Source organism: Pantoea sp. CFSAN033090, from assembly GCF_001264395.1.
GTDB classification, from domain to species: domain Bacteria; phylum Pseudomonadota; class Gammaproteobacteria; order Enterobacterales; family Enterobacteriaceae; genus Pantoea; species Pantoea agglomerans.
The window spans coordinates 46189-71433 of the sequence record NZ_LGYX01000019.1; the positions used below are offsets into that span (position 1 = coordinate 46189).

General features: G+C 55.2%; 27 protein-coding genes. 9 read left to right on the plus strand and 18 right to left on the minus strand.

The window, feature by feature from the left end:
- Positions 1–17 precede the first annotated feature (17 nt).
- On the plus strand, positions 18–185 hold the full coding sequence (rpmG, locus tag AFL22_RS16380; protein WP_003024094.1) for a 50S ribosomal protein L33: 168 nt from the start codon (positions 18–20) through the stop codon (positions 183–185).
- A 69-nt stretch (positions 186–254) separates the two neighbouring features.
- Entirely contained in the window at positions 255–1064 is an 810-nt protein-coding gene (gene mutM / locus AFL22_RS16385; protein ID WP_010672095.1) for a bifunctional DNA-formamidopyrimidine glycosylase/DNA-(apurinic or apyrimidinic site) lyase, read from the plus strand.
- Here the strand turns inward: mutM and coaD are convergent.
- The 11 genes from coaD to rfaD form a co-directional block, all read right to left on the minus strand.
- On the minus strand, positions 1061–1540 hold the full coding sequence (gene coaD / locus AFL22_RS16390) for a pantetheine-phosphate adenylyltransferase (RefSeq protein ID WP_010258279.1): 480 nt from the start codon (positions 1538–1540) through the stop codon (positions 1061–1063). The two genes, mutM and coaD, sit on opposite strands and share 4 nt — an antisense overlap.
- Entirely contained in the window at positions 1537–2313 is a 777-nt protein-coding gene (locus AFL22_RS16395) for a glycosyltransferase family 2 protein (protein WP_052271773.1), read from the minus strand. Before AFL22_RS16395 ends, coaD begins: the two co-directional genes overlap by 4 nt.
- On the minus strand, positions 2313–3587 hold the full coding sequence (waaA, locus tag AFL22_RS16400; protein ID WP_010258275.1) for a lipid IV(A) 3-deoxy-D-manno-octulosonic acid transferase: 1275 nt from the start codon (positions 3585–3587) through the stop codon (positions 2313–2315). The genes AFL22_RS16395 and waaA overlap by 1 nt, the downstream gene beginning before the upstream one ends.
- Positions 3588–3679: 92 nt before the next feature.
- Positions 3680–4813 carry a glycosyltransferase family 4 protein gene (locus AFL22_RS16405; protein WP_052271774.1) on the minus strand — a complete coding sequence of 378 codons (1134 nt, stop codon included), beginning with the start codon at positions 4811–4813 and terminating at the stop codon, positions 3680–3682.
- A complete protein-coding gene (rfaQ, locus tag AFL22_RS16410; protein ID WP_010258272.1) occupies positions 4806–5882 on the minus strand; it encodes a putative lipopolysaccharide heptosyltransferase III in 1077 nt (358 codons plus the stop codon). The genes AFL22_RS16405 and rfaQ overlap by 8 nt, the downstream gene beginning before the upstream one ends.
- Positions 5883–5955: 73 nt before the next feature.
- Entirely contained in the window at positions 5956–6942 is a 987-nt protein-coding gene (locus AFL22_RS16415) for a glycosyltransferase (protein ID WP_229518756.1), read from the minus strand.
- Between the two features lie 327 nt (positions 6943–7269).
- Positions 7270–8274, minus strand: coding sequence for a glycosyltransferase (locus AFL22_RS16420; RefSeq protein WP_010672088.1), 1005 nt, complete (start codon positions 8272–8274; stop codon positions 7270–7272).
- Positions 8275–8283: 9 nt separating this feature from the next.
- Positions 8284–9360, minus strand: coding sequence for a glycosyltransferase family 9 protein (locus AFL22_RS16425; protein WP_010258264.1), 1077 nt, complete (start codon positions 9358–9360; stop codon positions 8284–8286).
- Complete coding sequence (gene rfaC / locus AFL22_RS16430; RefSeq protein WP_010258262.1) at positions 9357–10334, minus strand: lipopolysaccharide heptosyltransferase RfaC; 978 nt, start codon at positions 10332–10334, stop codon at positions 9357–9359. The genes AFL22_RS16425 and rfaC overlap by 4 nt, the downstream gene beginning before the upstream one ends.
- Positions 10322–11377, minus strand: coding sequence for an ADP-heptose--LPS heptosyltransferase RfaF (gene rfaF, locus AFL22_RS16435; protein WP_052271776.1), 1056 nt, complete (start codon positions 11375–11377; stop codon positions 10322–10324). Before rfaF ends, rfaC begins: the two co-directional genes overlap by 13 nt.
- 17 nt (positions 11378–11394) lie before the next feature.
- The gene (gene rfaD, locus AFL22_RS16440; protein WP_010258257.1) at positions 11395–12327 is read right to left on the minus strand and encodes an ADP-glyceromanno-heptose 6-epimerase; all 933 of its coding nucleotides are present in this window, start codon (positions 12325–12327) and stop codon (positions 11395–11397) included.
- Positions 12328–12557: 230 nt separating this feature from the next.
- Here rfaD and AFL22_RS16445 point away from each other — a divergent pair, with 230 nt between their 5' ends.
- The gene (locus AFL22_RS16445) at positions 12558–13754 is read left to right on the plus strand and encodes a glycine C-acetyltransferase (RefSeq protein ID WP_052271787.1); all 1197 of its coding nucleotides are present in this window, start codon (positions 12558–12560) and stop codon (positions 13752–13754) included.
- 10 nt (positions 13755–13764) lie between these two features.
- Positions 13765–14793: an L-threonine 3-dehydrogenase gene (gene tdh, locus AFL22_RS16450; protein WP_052271777.1), complete on the plus strand. Its 1029-nt coding sequence runs from the start codon at positions 13765–13767 to the stop codon at positions 14791–14793.
- A gap of 28 nt (positions 14794–14821) precedes the next feature.
- Here tdh and AFL22_RS16455 read toward each other — a convergent pair whose 3' ends face one another.
- From AFL22_RS16455 to envC, 4 genes are all read right to left on the minus strand, one after another.
- Positions 14822–15733, minus strand: coding sequence for a hypothetical protein (locus AFL22_RS16455; RefSeq protein WP_033759220.1), 912 nt, complete (start codon positions 15731–15733; stop codon positions 14822–14824).
- Complete coding sequence (locus AFL22_RS16460) at positions 15726–16955, minus strand: glycosyltransferase (RefSeq protein WP_010258244.1); 1230 nt, start codon at positions 16953–16955, stop codon at positions 15726–15728. The genes AFL22_RS16455 and AFL22_RS16460 overlap by 8 nt, the downstream gene beginning before the upstream one ends.
- 104 nt (positions 16956–17059) lie before the next feature.
- Positions 17060–17962: a divergent polysaccharide deacetylase family protein gene (locus AFL22_RS16465; protein WP_052271778.1), complete on the minus strand. Its 903-nt coding sequence runs from the start codon at positions 17960–17962 to the stop codon at positions 17060–17062.
- 3 nt (positions 17963–17965) lie between these two features.
- Positions 17966–19267 (minus strand): murein hydrolase activator EnvC, encoded by a 1302-nt coding sequence (gene envC, locus AFL22_RS16470; RefSeq protein ID WP_052271779.1) that lies wholly within the window; start codon positions 19265–19267, stop codon positions 17966–17968.
- Between the two features lie 252 nt (positions 19268–19519).
- Here envC and AFL22_RS16475 point away from each other — a divergent pair, with 252 nt between their 5' ends.
- From AFL22_RS16475 to cysE, 5 genes are all read left to right on the plus strand, one after another.
- On the plus strand, positions 19520–19951 hold the full coding sequence (locus tag AFL22_RS16475; RefSeq protein ID WP_010258234.1) for a rhodanese-like domain-containing protein: 432 nt from the start codon (positions 19520–19522) through the stop codon (positions 19949–19951).
- Positions 19952–19970: 19 nt separating this feature from the next.
- Positions 19971–20225, plus strand: a complete 255-nt coding sequence (gene grxC / locus AFL22_RS16480; protein ID WP_010258231.1) for a glutaredoxin 3 — start codon at positions 19971–19973, stop codon at positions 20223–20225.
- Positions 20226–20263: 38 nt separating this feature from the next.
- Positions 20264–20734, plus strand: a complete 471-nt coding sequence (gene secB / locus AFL22_RS16485; protein ID WP_010258229.1) for a protein-export chaperone SecB — start codon at positions 20264–20266, stop codon at positions 20732–20734.
- On the plus strand, positions 20734–21750 hold the full coding sequence (gene gpsA, locus AFL22_RS16490) for an NAD(P)H-dependent glycerol-3-phosphate dehydrogenase (RefSeq protein WP_170933492.1): 1017 nt from the start codon (positions 20734–20736) through the stop codon (positions 21748–21750). Before secB ends, gpsA begins: the two co-directional genes overlap by 1 nt.
- 68 nt (positions 21751–21818) lie before the next feature.
- Positions 21819–22640, plus strand: a complete 822-nt coding sequence (gene cysE / locus AFL22_RS16495) for a serine O-acetyltransferase (protein WP_010258225.1) — start codon at positions 21819–21821, stop codon at positions 22638–22640.
- Here the strand turns inward: cysE and trmL are convergent.
- Genes trmL through cpxR form a run of 3 tightly spaced genes read right to left on the minus strand, consistent with a single transcriptional unit; the run spans position 22637 to position 25220 of the window.
- Positions 22637–23110: a tRNA (uridine(34)/cytosine(34)/5-carboxymethylaminomethyluridine(34)-2'-O)-methyltransferase TrmL gene (gene trmL / locus AFL22_RS16500; RefSeq protein ID WP_010258223.1), complete on the minus strand. Its 474-nt coding sequence runs from the start codon at positions 23108–23110 to the stop codon at positions 22637–22639. The genes cysE and trmL overlap by 4 nt on opposite strands.
- A 35-nt stretch (positions 23111–23145) precedes the next feature.
- Positions 23146–24525, minus strand: coding sequence for an envelope stress sensor histidine kinase CpxA (cpxA, locus tag AFL22_RS16505; protein WP_010258221.1), 1380 nt, complete (start codon positions 24523–24525; stop codon positions 23146–23148).
- Positions 24522–25220 (minus strand): envelope stress response regulator transcription factor CpxR, encoded by a 699-nt coding sequence (gene cpxR / locus AFL22_RS16510; RefSeq protein WP_009088062.1) that lies wholly within the window; start codon positions 25218–25220, stop codon positions 24522–24524. The genes cpxA and cpxR overlap by 4 nt, the downstream gene beginning before the upstream one ends.
- Positions 25221–25245 lie beyond the last annotated feature (25 nt).

Sequence of the window (25245 nt, forward strand, 5' to 3'; positions counted from 1 at the left end):
TACTAAGGAACTGAATCATGGCTAAAGGTATTCGTGAGAAGATCAAGCTGGTTTCCTCTGCTGGTACAGGTCACTTCTATACCACCACGAAGAACAAACGTACTAAACCAGAGAAGCTGGAACTGAAAAAGTTCGATCCGGTTGTACGTCAGCATGTGCTCTACAAAGAAGCTAAAATTAAGTAATTTTAGTGTTCTGCTAAAAACCCGGCTCCGGCCGGGTTTTTTGTTTGTGTAAAACGCTGAGGAGAGGGTATGCCAGAGTTGCCAGAGGTTGAAACCAGCCGTCGCGGTATCGAACCGCATTTGGTCGGTGAAACCATCCTTCACGCCGTGGTGCGTAATTCACGTTTGCGGTGGCCTGTTTCGCAGGAGATCCTGGCGCTGAGCGATCAGCCGGTGCTCAGTGTGCAGCGCCGGGCGAAATATCTGCTGCTGGAGCTGCCGCATGGCTGGATCATTATCCACCTTGGCATGTCCGGTAGCCTGCGCGTGCTGTCAGAAGAGCTGCCAGCGGCGAAGCATGACCATGTTGATCTGGTCATGAGCAACGGCAAAGTGCTGCGCTACACCGACCCGCGCCGCTTTGGTGCCTGGCTCTGGAGCAGCGATCTGGCGGGCAGCAGCGTGCTGGCACATCTCGGGCCGGAGCCGCTTAGCGAGGAGTTTGACGGCGCTTACCTGTTTGAGAAGTCACGCGGCAAGCGGACGCTCATCAAGCAGTGGCTGATGGATAACAAAGTGGTGGTGGGCGTGGGCAACATTTACGCCAGCGAGTCACTGTTTACCGCCGGGATCATTCCCGATCGTGCTGCCGGCAGTCTGTCGCAGGCCGAAGCGGAACTGCTGGTCAATACCATCAAAGCGGTGCTGTTACGCTCCATTGAGCAGGGCGGAACCACACTGCGTGACTTCTTACAGACCGACGGTAAACCTGGCTATTTTGCACAGCAGTTACAGGTTTATGGGCGGGCAGGCGAACCCTGCCGGGCATGCGGTACGCCGATTGTCAGCGGCAGACATGGACAGCGCAGCACCTACTGGTGCCCGAATTGCCAGCATTAAGCCAGTTTAGCCAGCAATGCCTGATGCACCGGCGCGGGCAGGAAGGCGGTCACATCGCCGCCGTGACGCGCCACCTCTTTGACCAGCGAAGATGAGATAAACGAGAAGCCTTCAGACGGCATCAGGAAAACACTCTCCAGCGTTGGCAGCAGGTGACGATTCATCTGCGCCAGCTGCATTTCATATTCAAAGTCTGACACCGCACGCAAGCCACGAACCAGCACATTCGCCTGCTGGTCACGGGCGAAATTCGCCATCAGGTCGCTGAATCCGACCACTTCAACGTTGGGCAGATGGGCTATCACTTCACCGGCCAGCGCCACGCGCTCATCCAGGCTGAACATTGGTTTTTTGCTGGGGCTGGCGGCAACGGCCAGAATGACCTGATCAAACATCTGCGCTGCTCGCGTCACGATGTCGAGATGGCCGAGCGTCACAGGATCGAACGTTCCGGGATAGATGGCTTTCGTGATCATACTCGCCCTTTTGCCGAAGCATGATTCAGCGCCCAGAGGGCTGAATATTTATTGAAGGTATATTGCGCATTGACCACCGCCAGAATCCAGCCCTGCTTTCCGTCTAGAAAACCGGCACGCAGCAGCAGGGTTTTCATAAACGCGCCCAGCGTATGGCTGAACAGAGAAAACAGGCTGCAACGCTTACCGCGCCGATGGCGTTCCGTAGCCCAGGCTTCGGCATAAGCCAGCTGCTTGCGCTGAAAGGCGATTAAATCGCGGCAGGTCAGATGCTGCAGATCGCCGGGTAATGCCACCACCGGCGCGCCGTCACTTTGCAGTGATTCATGCACCAGATTGTCATTGTAGCGGAAGGTGCGTGGGTAGAGTCGCATGACGCGGTCAGGATACCAGCCGCTATGGCGCATAAAGCGGCCGAGAAACAGATTACTGCGGCCCAGGCTATAAACCGTACGGCTGGGTGGCGCGACCAGCACCTGCTCAATCGCGGCGCGCAGTTCAGGTGTCACGCGTTCATCCGCATCGATCATCAGAATCATGTCGCCGGTGGCATAGTGCTGCGCGCGCTGGCGCTGGATACCATAGCCCTGCCAGTCATCATTGAGGTAGACCTTCGCCCCAGCCTGTGTGGCGATGTCGACACTGTTGTCATGGCTGCCTGAGTCCAGCACGATAATTTCATCGGCCCAGCTGACCGAGGCCAGGCATTCAGGCAGCAGTTCCGCTTCGTTTTTGGCGATCATCACCACGGAAAGACGTTGGCGTGCTGACATTAGTGGGCCCGTGGTGGCAGATGCGGTTCGAGTAACTGTAGCAGACGCTGTAGCGCACCCTGATTCTGGTGCAGCACGTCTACCGCATGACGTCCGTAATAACGGCGGTAATCATCATCCTGTAACAGGTTGGTGACCTCTTTTTCCAGCGAAATCACGTCGGTGACGGTGATCAGCCCCTGGCCTTCCTGCAACTTGCTGCAGATATCTTTGAAGTTCCAGATATGGGGTCCCATCAGAACCGGAAGCGCATGGGCAGCAGGCTCTAGCGGGTTGTGTCCACCCCGTTCAACCAGGCTGCCGCCGACAAAGGCCAGATCGGCAATGCCGTATAGCAGCATCAGTTCGCCCATTGAATCTCCGATGACCACCTGCGTTGAGCCAGACGGGATCTCGCCGCTGCTGCGCAGGATAAAACTGAAGCCGCGTTCCTGCGTGAGTTCACGGGCATCGTTAAAACGCTCGGGATGGCGGGGCACCAGAATCAGCAGCAAATCCGGAAACGTCTGCAGCAGGCGGCGATGAGCATCCAGCACAATGGCCTCTTCACCTTCGTGCGTGCTGGTGGCGATCCACACCGGACGGCGCGGCGCCCACTGACGACGCAGCGTCACCGCTCTGGCGGCCAGTTCTGGCGTCACGGAAATATCAAACTTCAGGCTGCCGGTAATCGTTAGTTGAGAACGTTTCAGGCCCAGGCTCAGGAAGCGGTCGCCATCTTCCGCATTCTGCGCCGCGATAAGCGTGATGCTCTGCAACAGTCGGCGCATGAATTTACCCAGCTTGCGGTAGCCTTTGGCCGATCGGGCCGAGAGGCGGGCATTGGCGATCACCAGCGGAATATTACGCTGGTGCAGAATGCGGATAATATTCGGCCACAGCTCGGTTTCCATGATGATCACCAGGCGTGGGTTGACCGTATCCAGAAAACGATTAATCGAACCCGGCAGATCATAAGGCAGATAGACGTGATGCACATCTTTGCCAAATGCAGATTGCGCGCGTTCAGAGCCGGTAGGCGTCATGGTGGTGACGGTAATCGGCAGGGTCGGGTAACGATGACGCAGAGCGCGCACCAGCGGGATCGCAGCCAGGGTTTCACCCACAGAGACCGAGTGCAGCACAATGCCGTCGGGCTTAACTTTGCCGACACAATAGCCATAGCGTTCTGCCCAGCGTTTGCGATAGGCAGGCGCTTTACGACCGCGCAGCCACAGGCGCAGCCAAATCAGTGGCTGAATTAAGTAGAGCAATGCGGTGTAAAAGGTCGTCATAGTTACCGTTACAGCAAATTCGCGTCTAAAAGCAGATTAAAATCAGATGGCGGCATGTTATCAGAAACCCCGCATGCACTCATCCCACATTGTCAGTTGCTGCTCAGGACCTGCTGATAAAGCGAAGTCAGCGCCTGCGCCAGCCGTTGTGGACCATAAGGTTCAATTTTGCGCCGCGCCGCGTCACCCATTCGTGAATCGACGGAAAGCGCCGGTAATGCATTAACAGCCTGATTTAACCCGTTGATATCCAACGCATCACAGACGAAGCCTTCCTGACCAGCGGTAATAAATTCTGCGCCACCGCAGCCAATGCTGGTAATCACCGGTAAGCCGCAGGCCATCGCCTCCAGTACCACATTAGGAAAAGGATCGTAGAGGGTGGGCAGCAGCAGGCCATCAGCCGCGTGATAGAACGGCTGCACATCCTGCTGTACGCCGACAAAGCGCAGGCGGTCCAGACAGTTAAGCTGATTTGCCAGCTGCTGATACCGCTGCAGTTGCTTATCCTGACCCACCACAATCAGATAACGGTCGCTGGCAGCCAGCGCCTGTATCGCCGCTTTCAACCCCTTGCGTTCAAAGCCGGAGCCGACATAAATCAGTACGGTGGCCGCATCGGGCAGCGCCAGCTGCTGACGGGTGGCGCGACGTGCAGCTTCCGTGGCGGGCTGGAAACGGCTGGCATCGATAGCATTATGAATAACGTGGATTTTTCCGGCGTCGAGCGAGAAACAGCGCAGGATATCGCGCTTTACCATCTCAGAATTACAGATCACCGCTTTCAGCGTCGGAGAGTTAAACATCTCCGCTTCCGCCTGCAGGACATAGCGATGATAAGGGCTGAGCACAGCACTCAGTCGTTGCCACGATGAGACGATGCGGGCGCGCTGTTCCAGCCAGACGCGATGAACACCATCACCCGCGCGAAAAATATCACAGCCCGCGATGCGCTCGTGGCTTTGCACAATATCGAACTTTTCGCGCTCCCAGCAGGCGCGTGCTGCAAGGGCAAAACCGCGCTCACGGGATACCCGGCCCAGCTTTGCAGGATTACAGATATGCAGATGCCAGTCAGGATTGGGTGTGCCCTGCCAGCTGCGGGTAATGATGTTGAGATCGAGCTGCTCGCTGCCCAGCGCTTCCAGCGCGCGCGAGATAAAACGCTCGGCACCGCCATCCGGACGATATTTCTGCCGGACAATCGCCAGCCGTAACTTACTCATTCAGATAGCTCCTCGCTGCCGCGACCACATCCTTCACCGGAATGGCCGACAGATAACGCTGGTCTGTTTTGGTGTCGATGGAATCGGGTGAGGGCAGCGGGCCATAATCCCCCGCCCAGATGACATGATTATTGTCGCCCCATGGCCGCCAGTGCTGCAGCTTGGTCGGGCCAAACAGCGCAATACAGGGCGTTTCAAGTGCGGCGGCCATGTGCATTGGTGCAGAGTCGACACCAATAAACAGCCGGGCATGATCGATAAGCGCCGCCAGCTGCGGCAGAGTAAACTGACCGGCCAGCGAAACCACATCCGGCGACGCACACAGTGCCCGAATGCGGTTGATCATTGCCAGCTCCTGTTTGTCCGGCCCGGCGGTCAGCACCACTTTGCGGCCCGGCTGCGCCAGCTGATCGAGCGTGGCAGCAACGCTCTCCTCTTCCCAGCATTTAAAGCCCCAGCGTGAGGTCGGCTGCACCACAATATAGGGCGCGGTGACCTGGTGTTCTGCCAGTCGGGTCAGCACAATTTGCTGGTCAGCGTCGCTGTAGTGCATTGAGACCCGTGCGCCGTCGCTGCTGATGCCGAGGGGTGCCAGCGCCGACATATTCTGCTCAACGGTATGCAGCTTGCTGTGATTGTGTGTGGAGACCAGCTGGTTGTGACACCATCGCCACAGGACGTTATCACGTTTTTTAAAAGCGAAACCGATACGTACTGGCGCCGCAGAGAGCCGCGTAATCAGGGCAGCCCGCCACTGATCGGCCAGATTAATCACCAGATCATAATGTGCGTCACGTATGGCGCGAATTAATGCACGCTCATGGCCCAGCTTGCGCCAGGTGCCCTCCTGCTTCCATTTACGATCGATGACGTGTAAATGGCGGATAGCCGGATGCGCTTCCAGCATCGGACGCGTCTCCTGATAAAGCAACACGTCGATGCTGGCCTGCGGATAACGCTCATGAAGCGCATTGATGGCGGGCGTTGTGAGCAGCATGTCACCATGATGGCGCAGCTTAATCAGTAATATATTTTTTGGAGAGATGTTTGCTGGAGTCAGGCTGGCCATAAACAAGAGTTCTCAGAATTCAGTGAACCGATTGTAGGGCAAACCCTTTTTAGGATAAAGCCAGCCTCAAAGGTTATTTCTCACGCCAGCGATAGAGTCGGGCTAGCCACAACAGCAACTGATACCACTGCTTAATTCCCCGGGCGTTGCGTAACATGCGCAGGTGTGTCCGGGTGGCGAACAGCTCGGCAATGATTGCCTGGCGTGCACGGGCGTCAGGCTCACGTCTCACACTGTGGCAAACGCTGAGCGCTTCATGGGTCACCTGATAGTGAAACGACGGGTAGATCTTTACGCGGTCACGATAGCGGTCATTGAGCTCTTCCAGCAGCCGCGCAATCTTCATGTAGTGACGCTGATACTCAACGTTGCGCTCGCCGGTACGTTTGCGATTGCTGATTGAGGCGTCGTGCATATAGTAGCGATAGAGTACCGCTTCGGTATAACGCACGCGTTTTGCCAGCAGCATAAACTCGGTGGTCCAGGGAATATCCTGATGATGCAGGCCGGGTTCAAACTGCAACTGATGCTGCTCAATCAGTTCCCGGCGATAGATGCCCAGCCAGACCACATGCATATAACGATGGGTTTTCAGCGCGGTATTCAGCCAGTCGGCACCGCTCAGCACCGGCGTGCTGCGCAGGCGATCCAGCGGAATCAGCGGCTTTACCCGCTGGCTGTGTTTGAAAAACCACTCGGCGTTGCACTGTGCCGCATCCAGATTATCTGCTTCCGCCAGCGTCACCAGCGTCTGATACATATCGGGTTGCATGGTGTCATCCGCATCAGGAAAGGTGACATATTTCCCGCGGGCAATCGCCAGCCCGGCGTTACGGGCGCGCGAGACGCCGCCATTTTCCTGATGAATCACACGAATGTGAGAATGCTGCTGTGCATACTGATCGGCGCGCTCGCCTGAGCCATCGGTTGAACCGTCATCGACGATAATGATCTCAAGCAGAGTCAGCGTCTGCGCCAGCAGTGACTGCATGAACTCATCAAACATGCTGCCCGCATTGTACATCGGGGTAATGATACTCAGCAGAGGAGAAGTACTCATGACAATATCTGCACCAGCATTGTATTCACTGCGAAAAGGCGTTGCCTCGTCATAAATCATTTCCAAATCAGCAGAGTGAAATCAGGGAGTTCACAATTATAAAACGATGTTGCATCCCTGCTTTACTAAAAACCATGCCCGACAATAATAATGCGCTATATGCGCTTTTTTTACGCAATGTGGTCGTGCAGGTAAACAGATTATTATGCTGGCTTGCTGTCAGCGTCGTTATTACAGAGGTCGTGGCAAACAGCCGGCGGGATAAGTGACGGGAAAGTCAGGCGCTGAAATAACAGCGCCCGCATCAATCTGATAAACCTGAGTGTGCTATTGCTCACTCTGTTTAAAAAACTTGAGACTGACATACTTCATCATCCAGCTCAGGCTTTCAGCATACTGTTTCTGATGCCATTTTACGCGGGCGAATCGCTTCATTTCTTTATAATGCTTTGGCGTATCAAGCGGTTGTGAAGCCCAGGGTGAGCGCTGGTAATAGCTATAGTAGCGCTGGGAAAGATCGCTGCCAGCCCATGCATGCCAGGGTTTGCATTTACCGGTGTAGTGAATCATCACCGTCTCTTCTGGCACGCCCGTGTGATCCCATACTTTATTGGCGATGATGTCATAAATGTGGTTATAGCGGTCTGGCAGGATCAGGACCTCATCCTCCAGCACGATATTCAGCGCATCCTGATCGGGAAAACCAAACTCTGCGCCCCGCGTTACCAGCACGTCGGTAATGCGCGCGGTGGTCTGCCTTTCGAGCCAGCGTGGAATATTAATCAGCATAAAACCGGAGTTGAAATAGTGGTGATGCTTCAGCCCCAGCCTTGCGCACTGGTTATGTCGCGCTCGCGGTGTGTCATTACAGGCCGCCAGCGTGTAATCAGTGATATCCAGTGTGAACAGGGGAGAGTAGTCGCCCACCACCAGGGTGTCAGCATCAATATAGATCACACGATCGCTGTAGCTCGCCACGGTTTCCGGGATCAGGAAACGGTAGTGGATACTTTTGGGATAGCGTCCGACCGCAGGCAACTGATCAACCCAGGCACGGTTAAAGATATGCAGCGTGATCGCCAGACGATGGCCCGTGGCCAGCGATCGCAGTTTTTCCACATCCTCTTCGCAAAGCGAGTCTGAAAAAACATGGGCGTGGAAAGCGGTATCAGGATGATGGCTGAGAAGTGAAAACAACGTAATGCCCAGGCCACGCGCGTAGGCGTAGTTGATGCCAAACGCAACATGAACCGGATTATCATCCGTGTCAGCAAGCGTGTTAACCAGCAGCTGACTTTGCTGAACGGCCTCAGCAAGAGGGGTAATTGCCATTACGCTTCACTATTCCAGATTATGAGTAATAAACGTTTGTATTCTAGTCAGTTTATCGTGATCCAGCCCGAATAATTTTTCAGCAGGCTGATCAAACTGAAAACGAGTGGCAAAAACGAACGTCGACGCAGCAATATTATCCGGTCCGATAAACAAAACGTTATTGACCGGACGCTGTTCCCGGACTTCACACGGGCCATAAAGCATGATCACCGGTATCTGCTGCGCATCCGCAATATAAGCATTGCCAGAGTCAGAGGAGATGTAGAAATCCATCTGTGCAATGGCCCACGGAACCTCTTCCAGTTTTAGCTCACCAATCAGACTGACGATATTGTCTTTCGGGCCGGTCAGGCTCAGTAACTCATCCAGCCACGGCTGCTCAGCCGGTGGGCCAAACACATAAAAGGTGCAGGGCAGGTCAGCCAGCGACGCCATCAGCTGCTGCCAGATGCTGGCAGGAATGGTTTTAGCCCGGTTACCGGCAGAAATACTGATGCCAATTTTAATACCGCTGCGCGGATTAAGCAGCGCGGCGGGCGGCGCAGGCGGCTGCCAGAGCGGTGAGGTCGCATGCTTAGGGAAATCGGTGTAGCGGTAGTCACGATTAATCAGCTTCAGGTAGCTGTCGAGCGTTAAATCCGTTTTGGTGTGGTCGACAATTCCGCTGGCGCTGCGATAGAAGGTCTTATGGTAGGACTTACGCACATAGGTGCGCAGAAACTGCTTGTTCGGTGCGTTGCAGAGCGCGGCGAAAAACAGGTTCACGCTGTTTGGCTGCACCAGATAGACGTTGTCATAGCGGTTCATCAGAGTGAAAGCGAGCTTCAGTTTGGCAAAAAAGCTGCGCTTCGCCTCTTCAATCAGGAAATAGCGGCTGACCGTGTCATCGTGACGCGCCAGCGGCTCCACCGCTTTGCTGATCAGCAACTCAGACTGACCCAGCGCACGCAGCATCGGGGTGATATTAATAAAATCACCAATCTTTGCCGTCTGGATGATCAGGCTGCGTCCGGTTGGACGGTAAAACAGCCGCATTATGGCCCGGAAAGGCAGCAGAAGCAGGTAGATCAGCACATAGTTCATGGCATGTTTTCCGTAATAACGGCTCGCAGTTTCTCTGCCACCGTGTCAGCAGTCAGCTCTGCCAGATTATGATTCGGGGCGCTCAGTGCCTGTTGGTTCTGCCCGTAACCGCCAATCAGTCCAGGATCGGTCGGACCATACAGCGTGAGGTTGGGGCGATCCAGTGCCGCCGTCAGATGGCTCAATCCGGTATCCACTGAGACCACCGCCCGTGCGCCCGCCAGCTGTTGTGCTATCGCTTCCAGCGTCAGCTTAGGCAGTACATCGACATGCTCAAATCCTTCTGCAAGGCGCTGCGCACGCTGATGCTCATGTTCAGCACCCCAGGGCAATTTCACCCGCAACCCGCTGGGCTGCATCTGCTCAATCAGCTGTCGCCAGTGTGATTCCGGCCAATGCTTGTTGTCACGCGTTGTGGCATGCAGAAAGACCAGGTAATGATGTGCGTCAGCGGGCAGATGATGCAGAAAGTGTCCGGCAATCGCGTAGTCACCCTGACTTTGCGGTTTTTCATAGCCCAGGCTTTTGGCGAACAGTTCGCGCGTCCGCTCAACCGCGTGCTGTCGCTTACTGACCTCATGGCGGATGTCATACCACCAGCTGGCGAACGGCTCACGTGCGCTACGGCTGTCCTGCCCATGTTTCACCCCTTTCGATAAGCGGGTGACCAGCGCGGCACTTTTGATCAGGCCCTGTGCATCAATCACGATATCGTACTCACGTGACTGTAACGCGCGCTTAAACAGCACGCGCTCTTCACGCTGCTGACTGCCAAACCAGTGTTTGCGCCAGCGGCGAATCGCAACCGGTAACACCTTATCTACTGCGGGATGCCAGCCAGGGATCTGTGCGAAATTCTCTTCCACTACCCAGTCGAAACGGATGCCGGGAATGGCATGCATTGCATCGGTCAGTGCCGGGAGCGAATGCAGCACATCGCCCATTGATGAGGTTTTAACAATCAGGACGTGCATGGCACCTCCTGTGGCGCGAGCAGTTCGCTCAGCGTCTGATGTACACGTTCAGGCTGAATATCGATCAGGCTCTGGTGATAGCCCTGTTCGGCATCGCCTTTGCGCACTTTGTGATAGCCGGTAATCAGGCGAATAATTCGCGCCTGCTTTGCCAGCGGCGGCGTAAAGTCAGGGCTGCTTGGTCCATAGAGCGCCACCAGTGGACGATCCAGCGCCGCGGCGATATGCATCAGGCCGGAGTCGTTGCTGACCACGGCACGGCATTGCGCCAGCAGAATCACCGCCTGTTCCAGCTGAGTTTCACCTGCCAGATTACGGCAGTGGCCGCGAGCCTCTTCGGGCAGCGCCGCGATAATCTCTTCGCCGGTCGGGCGATCTTTGGCGGAGCCAAACAGCACGATCTGAAAGCCTTCAGCAATCAACTGGCGGGCCAGCGTGGCGTAGTGATAGTGCGGCCAGCGTTTGGCCGGACCAAATTCAGCGCCCGGACAAAAACCGATGACCGGACGGGTCGCGGCGAGCTGAAACTGTGCGGCCGTTTCAATTTTTTCCTGCTCTTCAACCTGCAGTTTTGGCCACAACAGCGGCTGTGGCAGCTGCGCCGCCGACGCAACAGGTGTGTCGTAGCCCAGCGCAACGTAGCGCTCAACCATCAGCGGAAACGCGGCTTTATCCAGCACGCGCAAATCATTCAGCAGGCCATAGCGCATTTCACCGCGCCAGCCGACGCGGCGTTTTATTCCGGCAAAGAAGGGGACCAGCGCCGACTTGAAGGAGTTAGGCAGCACATAAGCACGGTCGTAGTGACTGGCGCGCAGCACTTTGCCCAACCGGCGACGCTCACCGATTTCCAGCGCGCCATGCCCAAGTGGCATCGCCAGCGCCTGATTCACCTCCGGCATGCGTGACAACAACGGACGGCACCATGCAGGTGCCATCACGTCAATCACCACATCGGGATGTTCGGCCTTGAGGGTGCGATAGAGACTTTGCGACATCATCATATCGCCGACCCACGACGGGCCGATTACCAGAATTTTCATCGCCGGAGCAGCTTCCTTTATGCGTTACGGTTCAGCCAGACCATATAGTCAGCGACGCCCTGCGCCACCGTTTTAAATGGCTTGTCGTAGCCGGCCGCACGCAGCTTAGTGAGATCGGCCTGAGTATAGGCCTGGTACCGTCCTTTGAGTTTTTCCGGGAACGGGATGTACTCGATCTGACCTTTCTGGTGGAACTTCAGTACTGCGTCAGCCACTTCCTGGAAGGACTCGGCGCGGCCTGTGCCACAGTTGTAAATCCCGGAGACGCCATTTTCCCAGCACCACAGGTTCACTTCCGCAACATCATCAACGTGGATGAAATCACGTTTAAAGCCGTCGCTGCCTTCAAACAGTTTTGGATTTTCATCGTTGCTGATCTGCGTGTTCAGATGGAATGCCACGCTTGCCATGCTGCCCTTGTGGCCTTCACGCGGTCCATAGACGTTGAAATAGCGGAAGCCGCATACCGGCGAGTTCGCTTCCGGCAGCATCTGACGGACGTAATGGTCGAACAGCATCTTAGAGTAGCCATAAACATTAAGCGGCTGCTCATACTGACGCTCTTCAATGAAATTCTCGTTGCGTCCGCCGTAGGTCGCTGCGGAAGAGGCGTAGAGGAACGGGATCTCGCGCTCAAGACAGAAGTGCAGCAGCTCTTTGGAGTACTGATAGTTGTTCTCCATCATGTACTTGCCATCCCACTCGGTGGTGGAGGAGCAGGCGCCCTGATGGAACACCGCTTCGATCGGGCCTAAATCATCGCCCGCCATCACGCTCATCAGGAACTCTTCTTTGTCCATGTAATCGACGATATCCAGGTCGACTAAATTGGCAAACTTGGTGCCATCCTTCAGATTATCCACCACCAGAATGTCGGTGTGACCGCGATCGTTCAGCGCTTTGACGATGTTGCTGCCAATCATTCCTGCGCCGCCAGTTACGATAATCATGTTGTTACCTTCAACGTTGTGGGGTGAAACAGGAGGTTTCACACACGAATACCTCACATCATAACATTTCATCAGGGTGCAGACAGCCAGATGACTCTGTAACGCTTTGTGCGTACATCCTTGTGGCGTGAACTATGCTGCAAAAATGACATTCTGTTGGGCGATTTATCGTGAAGAAGCGGCCTGTTCAGTAAGATATGCCAGATTTTTGCCATCTGAGGAGAGCAATGATGCCTGCGCAATTTTATCAACAACTTCGTCAGCAACTTGATGATGCACGTCAGGAAGGACTGTTTAAACAGGAGCGGATCATCACCTCTGCCCAGCAGACGGAGATCGCGGTTGGCGATAACCCGGCGGTGATTAACTTCTGTGCCAATAACTACTTAGGTTTAGCGAACCATCCGGCGCTGATTCAGGCGGCGAAAGAGGGGATGGATTCGCATGGTTTTGGTATGGCGTCGGTGCGCTTTATTTGCGGCACGCAGGATAGTCATAAGCAGCTGGAAAAGCGGCTGGCAGACTTTCTCGGCATGGAGGATGCCATTCTTTACTCCTCCTGTTTCGATGCCAATGGCGGCCTGTTTGAAACCCTGCTCGATGCGCAGGATGCCGTCATCTCTGATGCGCTGAACCACGCTTCCATTATCGATGGCATCCGGCTGTGCAAAGCGCAGCGTTACCGCTATGCCAATAACGATATGGCGCAGCTGCGCGCCTGCTTGCAGGAAGCGCGCGCTAAAGGCGCGCGTCATATTCTGATCGCCACCGATGGGGTCTTCTCAATGGATGGGGTGATTGCGAATCTGCCCGCTATCTGCGATCTGGCCGATGAGTTTTCTGCGCTGGTGATGGTGGATGATTCCCATGCGGTGGGCTTTGTCGGGAACGCCGGACGCGGAACCCATGAATATTGCGATGTGATGGGCCGGGTCGACATCATTACCGGCACGCTGGGTAAAGCGCTGGGTGGCGCCTCCGGTGGCTACACCGCAGCAAAAGCAGAAGTGGTGGAGTGGCTGCGCCAGCGTTCCCGTCCCTATCTGTTCTCTAACTCGCTGGCCCCGGCCATTGTTGCCGCCTCGCTGCGGGTGCTGGATCTGCTCAGCGAAGGCGACGGGCTGCGTCAGCGTCTGTGGGACAACGCCCGTTACTTTCGGGAGCAGATGACAGCGGCGGGCTTTACGCTGGCGGGAGCCGATCACGCCATTATCCCGGTGATGCTGGGTGAAGCCAGCGTCGCCCAGGAGTTCGCCCGCCTGCTGCAACAGGAAGGCATCTACGTTACCGGCTTCTTCTATCCGGTGGTGCCAAAAGGTCAGGCACGCATTCGCACCCAAATCTCTGCGGCGCATACCCAGCAACAGCTGGAACGTGCGGTGGCGGCCTTTACCCGTATCGGCAAACAACTGGGCGTTATCGCCTGAGGAGTCCGTCATGAAAGCACTCGCCAAACTGAAGAAGGAAACGGGCATCTGGATGGTGACCGATGCGCCGGTTCCGGAGCCGGGCCACAACGATTTGCTGATTAAGATTCGCAAAACCGCTATCTGCGGTACCGATGTCCATATCTACAACTGGGATGACTGGTCGCGCAAAACCATTCCGGTACCGATGATTGTCGGTCATGAATATGTGGGGGAAGTGGTTGCGATAGGACAGGAAGTGAAAGGCTTTACGATTGGCGATCGGGTCTCGGGCGAGGGGCACATTACCTGCGGACATTGCCGTAATTGCCGTGCCGGGCGAACCCATTTATGCCGTAACACAATGGGTGTAGGCGTTAATCGGCAGGGCTGCTTTGCGGAGTATCTGGTTATCCCGGCCTTCAATGCGTTCAAAATTCCCGACAACATTTCCGATGAGCTGGCGGCAATCTTTGATCCATTCGGCAACGCCGTGCATACCGCGCTATCGTTCGATCTGGTGGGTGAGGATGTGCTGATCTCCGGCGCGGGTCCTATCGGCATCATGGCCGCCGCGGTCTGTCGCCATGTCGGCGCACGCAACGTGGTGATCACGGACATCAATGAGTATCGTCTGGCACTGGCGCGCAAAATGGGCGTCACGCGCGCGGTCAATGTGGCGAATGAGGAGCTGCGAGACGTGATGCACTCGCTGGGCATGACGGAGGGATTCGATGTCGGACTGGAGATGTCTGGTGCACCGCCTGCCTTCCGTTCATTGCTGGAGGTAATGAATCACGGAGGGCGGATTGCACTGCTGGGCATCCCGCCGGGTGAAATGGCGATCGACTGGAATCAGGTGATCTTCAAAGGGCTTTTTATCAAGGGCATTTATGGCCGGGAGATGTTTGAAACCTGGTATAAAATGGCGGCGCTGATCCAGTCCGGGCTTGATTTAACGCCGGTTATTACCCATCGCTATGGAATCGACGATTTCCAGCAGGGCTTTGATGAGATGCGTTCTGGACGCTCGGGAAAGGTGATACTGAGCTGGGATTAAAACAACGGCCGCCAGGGCGGCCGCATGATTAGCTTTGTTTTTTCTCTTCATCGGTCAGGTAGCGCACTTTGCGCGTGTAGTCCTGGCCTTTAAAGTTCAGCGGCTGTTGCGGATCGGCGAGGTATTTTTGCCATTCCGACAGCGGAAAGCCGCCATGTGCGCCTACCACTTCAGGCGGGATCACCGCCGACTGACCGCCAATTTTCTTTGAGACCGGCCAGTTAGCCCATTCGCCCAGATTGACGGTTTTAATATCCAGCATGTCCAGCAACACCGCGAGCGGTAGCTGGTCAGTAGGCGGCTGGCTGTCGTTCATTAAATTCCAGGTATCATTAAACAGCGTCAGCCACAGCGGCGAAATGCGCTGCCAGACCTCACGGGTGGCAGCCAGGTAAGCCCCATTCACGTGATCCACCAGCCAGGGCCGGATACTGTGCGGGTAGTAGGCGGGAATCGCCTCTTCCGGGGCATCAGCCAGCTTGGCAATCATTTTCCCCTGACGAAAACTGGAATAGAGATGGCCGGGCTTCATCATAATCTCGGGCATCTTAAGCAGATTGAGGTCGGAATCGATCATCAGAATGCCGTCGCCTTTAGCCTGTAAGGGCGCCTGCAATTTAATCAAACGACTGCGATAGATCTGCTTGTAGCGATAACTCTCTTCCCGATGCGGGACATCCAGCGTTGCCACGCGGGTTTTTACTGGCAGGCTGCCAAAGGCGTGAGCCGGCTGATCGCTGACAATTACGATCTCTTCAGCCTCTGTTGCAAAGCGCGCCGCAAAATCGGCACTGAGCAGGGCTTCTTCGATATAGTCCGCGCCGGTGCAGGGGATCACGACAGAAGTGACCGGTACAGTGCCCTGAACCTCTTTCTGCGAATAAGGCAGGTTATGACTCGCCCTGATATGGCGATAACGGGGATTTAAAAAATTAAGCATGAGGTTTCTTTTTCACGACGCTTTGCAAAATATTCTCGACGCCGCTGATATAAGTTTCAATAGCGTACTGTTCACGTACGCGTTTCGCTGCCGCATTGATCAGGCGTTGACGTAAATCCGCATCCTGCCACAGCGCGGTCAGATGCTGGGTCAGTTGCACCACGTTGCCATAGTCAAACAGCAGCCCGGTTTCGTCATGACTGATCAATTCGGCAGTACCGACCACGCGGGATCCCACTACGGCGGTATTCACCAGCATCGCCTCCAGCACAACCCTTGGTAATCCCTCACTGCGTGAGGCAAGAATAAACGCATCAAAGGCAGTGAGGTAATCCAGCGCGTTGTTCTGAAAGCCGGTAAAGACCACGTGCTGCTGGATGTTCTCTGCAGTAGCGAGTTGCAGCAGATGCTGAAGTTCCGGACCCGCTCCGACCACCACCATCTTCCAGTCGGCATCGGGATTAGCGCGTTTAAAACGGCCCAGCGCCTGCAGAATATGGTGATTAGATTTACGCAATATCAGCGAGCCAATCGTGCCGAACACAAAGGTCGAAGGGGAGAGTTTAAAGCGCTGGCGTACTTCAAGGCGGTCGGGCAGAGGCTGGTGGATGTCGATAGCGTTATTGACGGTAAAACAGCGTTCCGCGTCAACACCGTGGCTGCGCAGGGTGTTATTCACGCCCTGCGACACCGCAATGATCGCCTGGCAATCCTGATTAACCATGCTGACCAGCCGCGGTTCCAGAACCGGATCGATACGGCAGTGTTGCACTACCGCAACATCCAGGCTGCGCGCCGCCAGATAACCTTCCACATTGGTGCTGGGCTGGTTATTCATATAGAGCGTGTCAAACTTCCCCAGCTGCAGCAGTGAATTGATTTTGCTGGCATTGGGCATAATGCGCCAGTGTGTATCAATCTGATCGATGGCGCGCTTCTTGAGCTTTTTATTAAAAAACAGCAGTGCCCGCGCGACTTCTTTAACAAACTTTGCCCAGCGTGGCTGCCTGATTTGCGGAATAAAAAAGACCGGGATAGCCAGCGCATTCAGCGTGGCCTCAATGGTTTCGTCGTTGCCACGGCTGTAGTTGTGATAGAAGCAGCAGGTGATATCAAACTTTTGACGATCGATACGCTTCAACAGCTCCAGCATACTGTTGGTGCCGCCGCCCCACTCTCTGCCGTTATCCAGCAGCAGGATTTTTTGTTTAATAATCGTCATCCCTATCACTGTTCCCGCACAGCACGTTATCGCCCGACCCAGGATTATAGTAATTTCTGCGTATAAATGAACGCTAAGCTGAACACTTAGCATTCATAGCAAATTCAGAACAGATTTTTTAGCGTGTTAAACAGCGGACTGTTATTCACACTTTCAGCTATTACCGTTAAGGCTCGGGTGGCAGGAACCGGCGCCAGCGGCTGTTTCGGTTTACACAGGTCTGCAGGCTGGAAGCGCGGTGTCACCGGTTTTGCCGGCGCCACAGGCGGCCGTGAGCCGCTGTGCAGTGATTCGTTCAGCAGCTGACTGGGACGAACCAGCGTAACGTCGGCTGGCAATGTGGGTAACATCTGCTGCAGCACCCGCACTGTGTTAGGGTGGGGATGACCAATGGCAATGGCGTAACCGTCGCGCTGCGCCAGTTTCACCGCCCGACTGAACTGCTGGCGGATGGCATTAATATCCTGGCTGTCATCCAGAAATACCCGACGTTTTAATACCCTGACCTGGGTGCCCTGCGCGGCAGGAACAGCCTGACTGTTAGCGATGGTCATGCTATCCAGAAAGTAGAGATTGTAGTGGTTCAGCGCCTGCATCACTTTCTGCATGCCGGGCAGGCTGGAGGTCATCCTGCTGCCCATATGGTTGTTCAGACCTACGGCATAAGGCACGTTGTTAACCGCATTGCGCATGATGCGGGTAACTTCTTCGCTGCTCATCTCCGGCGTTAAGGTATCTTTTTCCAGCGGCTGTTTGCTCAGCGGTGCCATGGGCAGATGGATCAACACTTCGTGACCACTCTGGTGCGCTTTGGTGGCCATTTCACGGGCATGTGGCGCGTTGGGCAAAACCGCCACTGAAATGGCCTGCGGCATCTGCAGGACCTTGTTCTCTTCGGCAGGGCGATAGCCTACGTCATCGATGACAATGGCCAGTTTGCCCGCCTGCGCAGCGTAGCTGAACAGCAGGGCGCTCAACAGAACGGGGATTTTTCGAAGTTGCAGCAAAACCTATTTTCCTAACCACGGGAGTGGATTGACGGCCTGTCCCTGACGTCGGATTTCAAAATAGAGCGACGGAGTACCGCGGCCACCACTGGTGCCCACCAGTGCGATAGGCTGTCCTGCCTTCACCTGCGTACCCACGCTCACCAGCGCACTTTGGTTGTAGCCATACAGGCTCATATCGCCTTTACCATGTTCCAGCACGACCACCAGGCCGTAGCCCTGTAACCAGTCGGCCATCAGCACGCGGCCATCGGCGATAGCTTTCACCTCGGTACCTTCGCGCGCATCAATCACCAGTCCTTTCCAGCGCAGTTCACCCTGCAGCTGTTCACCAAAACGATGTTCAATGCGTCCGCGTACCGGCCACAAGGCCTGCCCGCCCGCGCGACCGAGTCCACCGGTGCGCGCCACCAGTTCGCGTTCGCTCTGGGTCGGCTGATAGCTGGAGCCTTTGGCTTTCGCCTGCGCCTGACGCTGACGCACTTTTTCCGCCTCACGCGCTTCACGGGCGGCGCGCTCGCGCGCCTCGCGTTCCGCACGGGCGATCTTATCCTGCAGACGGCTTTCGTTCTGACGCATCTCGACCAGATCGGCTTGATCTTTTTCCAGCGCGCTTTCCAGTGTCGTCAGGGTTTTTTTCCGCGCTTCGCTCGCCTGTTGCAGCTTCTGCTGCTGGCCCTGCTGCTGCGCTAATAAGCCTTTCTGCTGCTGTTGCTTCTGCTCCAGCGTGGCGCGTTGCTGAGCCAAATCCTGACGCGTCTGTTGCAGCGATTCGATACTTTTCTGGCGCGCCGCATTCAGATAGCCGAAATAGGCCAGAATACGCTCGCTGCGCTGGCTCTCTTCACCGCCCATCAACAGCTGTACACCGTTGTGCTTACCCTGACGAAACGCTGCATCAAGCTGCTCTGAAAGCAGGTTTTCCTGTTGGGTTTGCTGTTTTTCAAGGCGGGCGATGGAGGTGGCAAGCTGTTTGATTTCGTCATTCAGGGCGTTGAGGCTATTGCGGGTGTCACGCAACTGACGGCTCGCCTGAGCGATGATTTTTTCCTGACTCTGCAACTGATCCAGTAATTTGCTGCGCTGCAACTTTTGCGCTTTAACGCTTTTCTCTTTTTCAGCGATGTTTTGCTGAATAGATTGCAGCTGAGATTTGCTGTCTTCTGCACTAACGGCGGCGGCAGGCAATAACAGTGCCCCCGCACAAAGCAGGCTAAGGAAGAGGCTGGACAAGTGTGTGAACAACGGCAGGTTATCGCCGTTGGGACGGGTCCTTGTGTGCGAAACGGTTGTTTTTCCCTTCATAGGCCAATGATTATTCCACGATGAACCGCCGCTTACCAGTGCTCCCCACTGGCATTTGCTTTTCCAGTTATGTCCACTTTCACAATGACATGGATTAAGCCTTACGCCATTTTTGCTATTCAGCCACTTTTTTTGGAAAATGAAGCACAAATCGATACTCTGGCCGCATAGCATCTGTACATGCGAAGTGGCGCAGGTATACTCAGAACCCTTGTTTTAGCTTATTAGCCCGGTCTGGAGTCGTTACCCCTCATGCAAGAAATTATGCAGTTTGCAAGCAATCACCCCATCCTGAGTCTGGCATGGGTCGTTTTACTCGTTCTGGTGATTGTGACTACCGTTAAAGGAATGTTCTCTAAGGTAAAAACGATCAGTCGCGGTGAAGCAACCCGCCTGATTAATAAAGAGGACGCGGTAGTTGTAGACGTGCGTTCGCGCGACGATTTCCGCAGAGGCCATATTTCAGGTGCGCTGAATGTCGCAGCCGCTGAGATTAAAAAAGGCAACATCGACGAACTGGCAAAGCATAAAGCGCAGCCCATAATTGTGGTGTGTGCAACCGGACAAAGCGCGGGTGATTCTGCTGCGCATCTCAGCGCGGCCGGCTTTGAGCGGGTTTCAGTGCTGAAAGATGGTATCAGTGGCTGGAGCGGCGAAAATCTGCCGTTAGTTCGCGGCAAATAATCTTACAGAGGTGCTGATCATGGCAAATGTTGAAGTGTATACCAAGGCGACCTGTCCTTACTGCCATCGGGCGAAGGCGCTGTTAACGCAAAAAGGCGTATCGTTTCAGGAGATCCCCATTGATGGAGACATGGCGAAACGCGAAGAGATGATCAAGCGTAGCGGTCGCACCACCGTGCCTCAGATTTTTATTGATGCGCAGCACATTGGTGGCTGCGACGACTTATTCGCACTCGATAATCGCGAAGGTTTAGATCCCTTACTGCAGGCGTAATTTTACGCCGGACAATCTCATACATAGGATTTGGTCACATGTCAGAACATAACACCAACGAAATGCAATTCCAGATTCAGCGCGTATTCACTAAAGACATCTCTTTTGAAGCGCCAAATGCACCGCAGGTTTTCCAGAAAGAGTGGGAACCGGACGTTAAACTGGATCTGGACACTGCATCTTCTCAGCTGGCTGACGAAGTTTACGAAGTGGTACTTCGTGTGACTGTAACCGCCACCGTGGGCGAAGAGACCGCTTTCCTGTGTGAAGTTCAGCAGGCCGGTATTTTCACCATCAGCGGTATCGAAGGAACGCAGATGGCACATTGCCTGGGCGCATACTGCCCGAACATCCTGTTCCCGTACGCACGCGAATGCATTACCAGCCTGGTATCACGTGGTACCTTCCCGCAGCTGAACCTGGCACCGGTTAACTTTGATGCGCTGTTCATGAACTACCTGCAGCAGCAGCAAGGTGAAGAAGGTGCTGAACCACATCAGGATGCCTGATGACAACTCACGCTTCGATTAGCGTCATCGGTGCCGGTTCATACGGCACCGCTTTGGCGATTACGCTGGCCCGTAACGGCCATCCGGTGCTGTTGTGGGGACATAACCCGGCGCATCTGGCGCAGCTTCAGAGTGACCGTTGCAACACCGCTTTCCTGCCTGATGTCCCTTTCCCCGACCATCTTTCTCTTGAACCTGATCTGACCAAAGCTATTGCTGCCAGCCGCGATTTATTGGTTGTGGTGCCGAGTCATGTCTTTGGCGAGGTGCTGCAGCAGATCAAGCCTCATCTGCGGTCCGACTCGCGTATTGTCTGGGCGACTAAAGGGCTGGAAAAAGAGACCGGACGTCTGCTGCAGGATGTGGCGCGGGAAATTGTCGGCGATGACATTCCGCTGGCTGTAATCTCCGGACCGACCTTTGCGAAAGAGCTGGCTGCCGGATTACCGACGGCTATCGCGCTGGCCGCAACGGATGCGCAGTTTGCTGAGGATCTGCAGCAGAAGCTGCACTGCGGTAAGAGCTTCCGCGTTTATAACAACCCTGACTTCATCGGCGTACAGCTGGGCGGCGCGGTAAAAAACGTAATTGCTATCGGTGCCGGGATCTCTGACGGGATTGGTTTTGGCGCGAATGCGCGTACCGCACTGATCACCCGTGGTCTGGCTGAAATGAGCCGGCTGGGTGCCGCGCTGGGTGCCGATCCCACCACCTTTATGGGAATGGCGGGTCTGGGCGATCTGGTGCTGACCTGTACCGATAATCAGTCGCGTAACCGTCGTTTTGGCATGATGCTGGGCCAGGGCGAGGATGTAGATAGCGCGCAACGCATTATCGGACAAGTTGTAGAAGGCTACAGAAACACCAAAGAAGTCAAAGCATTGGCAGCCCGTTTTGGTGTAGAAATGCCGATCACCGAGCAGATTTATCAGGTGCTGTATTGCGAAAAGCCGGCGAGAGATGCAGCATTGAGTCTGCTGGGACGAACAAGGAAGGACGAAAACAGCACTGGCTAACGCAGGACGCGTAGCATCATCACCTGCAGCGCCCATTCAGGCGCTTTTTTTATCGGGAGAAAACAGCAATGTCGTCTGATGAGTTAGAACTGGTCTGGAATAATATCAAAGCAGAAGCGCGCGCCCTGGCTGATTGTGAGCCGATGCTGGCCAGCTTCTTCCACGCGACATTGCTCAAGCATGAAAATCTCGGTAGCGCACTGAGTTATATGCTGGCCAACAAGCTGGCTAACCCGATTATGCCCGCCATCGCCATTCGTGAAATCGTTGAAGAAGCCTACCGTGAAGATCCGTCGATGATTATGTCAGCGGCGTACGATATTCAGGCGGTGCGCCAGCGTGACCCGGCAGTCGATAAATACTCCACGCCGCTGCTCTACCTCAAAGGTTTTCACGCCTTACAGGCCTACCGCATTGGCCACTGGCTGTGGAATGAAGGCCGGCGCGCGCTGGCGGTTTATCTGCAGAATGAAATCTCCGTCTCCTTTGCCGTCGATATTCATCCCGCCGCCAACATCGGCCACGGCATCATGCTCGACCATGCCACAGGCATTGTGATTGGTGAAACCGCCGTGGTTGAGAATGATGTCTCGATCCTGCAATCGGTTACGCTGGGCGGAACCGGCAAAACCAGCGGCGATCGTCACCCGAAAATCCGTGAAGGGGTGATGATTGGTGCCGGTGCGAAAGTCCTGGGCAATATTGAAGTTGGCAAGGGAGCCAAAATCGGTGCCGGATCCGTAGTGTTACAGCCCGTGCCGCCGCACACCACTGCAGCAGGCGTACCCGCGCGAATCGTTGGTAAGCCAGGCAGTGAAAAGCCGTCGATGGATATGGATCAGCACTTTAATGGCAGCCTGGCGGGTTTTCAGTTTGGCGACGGCATCTAGTCTTTAATCAGCGCGCCCGCATAATCAAGCTGGCGCCACGCTTCATAGACCACCACCGAGACGGCGTTCGACAAATTCATACTGCGGCTTTCCGCTTTCATCGGGATACGGATTTTCTGCTGAGCCGGTAACGCCGCTAAGATCTCAGCCGGAAGTCCACGGCTCTCCGGGCCAAACAGCAGATAATCGCCAGCCTGGTACGCTACGGCACTGTGTGCGGGCGTACCTTTGGTCGTCAGCGCAAACAGACGCTCAGGCGACTCTGAGGCGATAAACGCCTGATAGTCGGCGTGGAATTTAATGGCAGTAAATTCGTGGTAATCCAGCCCGGCGCGGCGTAAACGCTTGTCATCCCAGGCAAAACCAAGCGGCTGAATCAGATGAAGCTGAAAGCCAGTATTGGCACACAGGCGGATGATATTGCCGGTATTCGGCGGAATTTCTGGTTCAAACAAGACAATGTTAAGCATAAGGCCCCCGATGACAGGGGCCGAAGCATAACAAATTATTGACGAGCGGAGGAGTAGAGCGGCAACCAGAGGGTCAGACGCAGGCCGCCCAATGGGCTGTCATCCGCTTTAACCCAGCCGCGATGTTGCTGCACTGCCGTTTCAACAATCGCCAGGCCAAGACCGGTGCCGCCTGATTCGCGATCGCGTGCTTCATCGGTACGGTAGAACGGCCGGAAAATCTGTTCACGATCTTCCGGACTCACGCCTGGACCATCGTCATCAACGTGTACCGTGATGCCGGAAATATCGACGGAGAAGCTGACGCTGATATGGGTGTGGGAATAGCGCAGCGCATTGCGTACGATATTTTCCAGCGCACTCTCCAGCGCATGGGGGTTACCATAAAGCGGCCACGGGCCAGGCGGATAGGGGATATCCATCTTCTTGCCCATCTGCTCCGCTTCGAAACGGGCATCTTCCAGCACCCCATTCCACAACTGATTCGCCTTCATCGCTTCGCTGACCAGCGCATTTTTATGCTGGGTGCGCGACAGCACCAGCAGATCGTTAATCATGCCATCAAGACGCTGTGCTTCCATCTCAATGCGGCCCAGCTCTTTGCCTTCACCCTGGCGCCGACGCAGCAGCGCGGTAGCCAGTTGCAGACGGGTGAGCGGGGTACGAAGCTCATGGCTGATATCTGATAACAGACGTTGCTGACCGGTCATCATCCGCTCCAGCGCACTGACCATCTGGTTAAAGCTGGAACCCGCCGCCAGAAACTCCTGTGGGCCCGATTCCAGTTCCGGATGCTGACGCAGGTTTCCGCTTGCGACTTCGTCGGCAGCATATTTCAGCTTACGTGCCGGACGAGCCAGGCTCCAGGCGAGCCAGAGCAGCAGCGGGGAGCTGATGAGCATGGTGACGATAAGCAGTAACAGGGGACGGTCAAACAGCAGATTCACGAAATCGAGCTGGGAACTGTTGGCGGGACGAATCATGTAAAGCTGGTAGTTATCTTCGCCATCCCGAACGGCGAAAGGCCCTACCAGCTCAACACGACCATATTTCTTCTTCTGCGGATGATCGGCATTGTCAGACTGGCCGATAAAATTGCGGATAACCTGCATTTCGTTATGTTGCGCGCCGATCACCCGACCTTCACTCGTCACTAACAGCAGCCGCTGACCCGGCGGTGCCCACTTTTCCACTGCCCGAAACAGACGACGCCACCACATCAGATCGTTAGGGGGATCCTGTGACAGCTCTGCTTCGACGTGTTGCTCAATCATGATTCCCTGCCGCTGTTCACTTTCCAGCAGCGAGGTCATCTGTCGTGAATCGAGCTTGGGCACCATTAGCACCAGCATCAACACCAGCGCCAGCGTCAACCAGAAGATGGCGAAGATACGGGTGGTCAGACTTCCAATCATGATGCCGAAACCATCAGATAGCCGCGGCCACGTAAAGTTTTGAACCAGGGATGACCGTCACGGCGTTCAGGCAGCTTGCGACGCAGATTGGAGATATGCATATCAATAGCGCGGTCAAAAGGCGTCAGGCGTTTGCCCAGCACTTCCTGACTCAGGTGCTCACGCGACACCACCTGGCCCAGATGCTGCGCCAGCAGATAGAGCAGGGTGAACTCCGTGCCGGTCAAATCCAGCGTGACATCATCAAAACTGGCCTCCTGACGGCCGGGATTGAGACGCAGGCAGTCCACTTCCAGCGTAGGCGAGCTATTGTCGTGTTGCTGCTGCTGTTCACTCCAGTTTGAGCGCCGCAGAATAGCGCGGATACGCGCCACCAGTTCACGATCGTTAAACGGCTTAGGCAGATAGTCATCTGCGCCCAGTTCGAGGCCCAGTACGCGATCCAGCTCGCTGCCGCGCGCCGTTAGCATGATGACGGGGGTTTGATGTTGCTGACGCAGTTCTTTCAGGGTGTCGATACCGTTTTTCTTCGGCATCATGACATCCAGTAAAAGCAGATCAATTGAGTTATCGAGCAGGTTCAGCGCTTGTTCACCATCGCTGGCTACCACCACTTCAAACCCTTCCATTTCTAACAGTTCTTTTAAAAGCGAAGTTAATTCGCGATCGTCATCTACCAACAGGATTTTATTCATTTTTGTAGCCCTCCGCAGGCAAAAT